We start from the raw sequence: 565 nt of genomic DNA, 5'->3' as shown, positions 1-565 counted from the left end.
GTTGAAGACATCGGTATCGTATTGGGTCAGGCCTTGAAACAAGCACTTGGCAATAAAGCCGGCATTACCCGTTATGGTCATGCCTATGTTCCGTTGGATGAAGCGTTGAGCCGTGTAGTCATCGACCTTTCCGGCCGCCCTGGCTTGGTGTACAACATCGACTTTACCCGCGCCCTGATCGGCTGTTTTGATGTTGATTTGTTTGAAGAATTTTTCCACGGCCTTGTGAATCACAGCATGATGACCTTGCACATCGATAATTTTAGAGGTCGTAATGCACATCATCAAGCCGAGACTGTTTTCAAAGCCTTCGGCCGCGCATTGCGCATGGCGGTTGAATACGATCCGCGCATGATGGGTCAAACGCCTTCTACCAAAGGTACGCTGAGCGAAGAGTCTGTTCAGGAAGAAGCAGAAGCCGCATCTGAAGAATAAGGCATCGTGTGAATGAATAAAGGCCGTCTGAAACCGATCGGGATTTCAGACGGCCTTTATTATTTGTCTTGTATATCGACAATATTTTGTTTTAAACCATCTTTTGCTACAATCATTCTTATTATTATAT

1 protein-coding gene is annotated in these 565 nt (G+C 45.8%); it reads left to right on the top strand.

All coding sequences use genetic code 11. The features are described 5' to 3' along the window. Nucleotides 1–435: imidazoleglycerol-phosphate dehydratase (locus ACTHUR_RS16780; RefSeq protein ID WP_440399813.1), on the top strand; the 435-nt coding region annotated here is incomplete at its 5' end. Between the last annotated feature and the right edge of the window lie 130 nt (nucleotides 436–565).

The organism is Neisseria sp. P0021.S007 (assembly GCF_051956855.1).
Note: the sequence above shows the minus strand (reverse complement) of the source record. Positions and strands in the feature narration are given on the sequence as shown.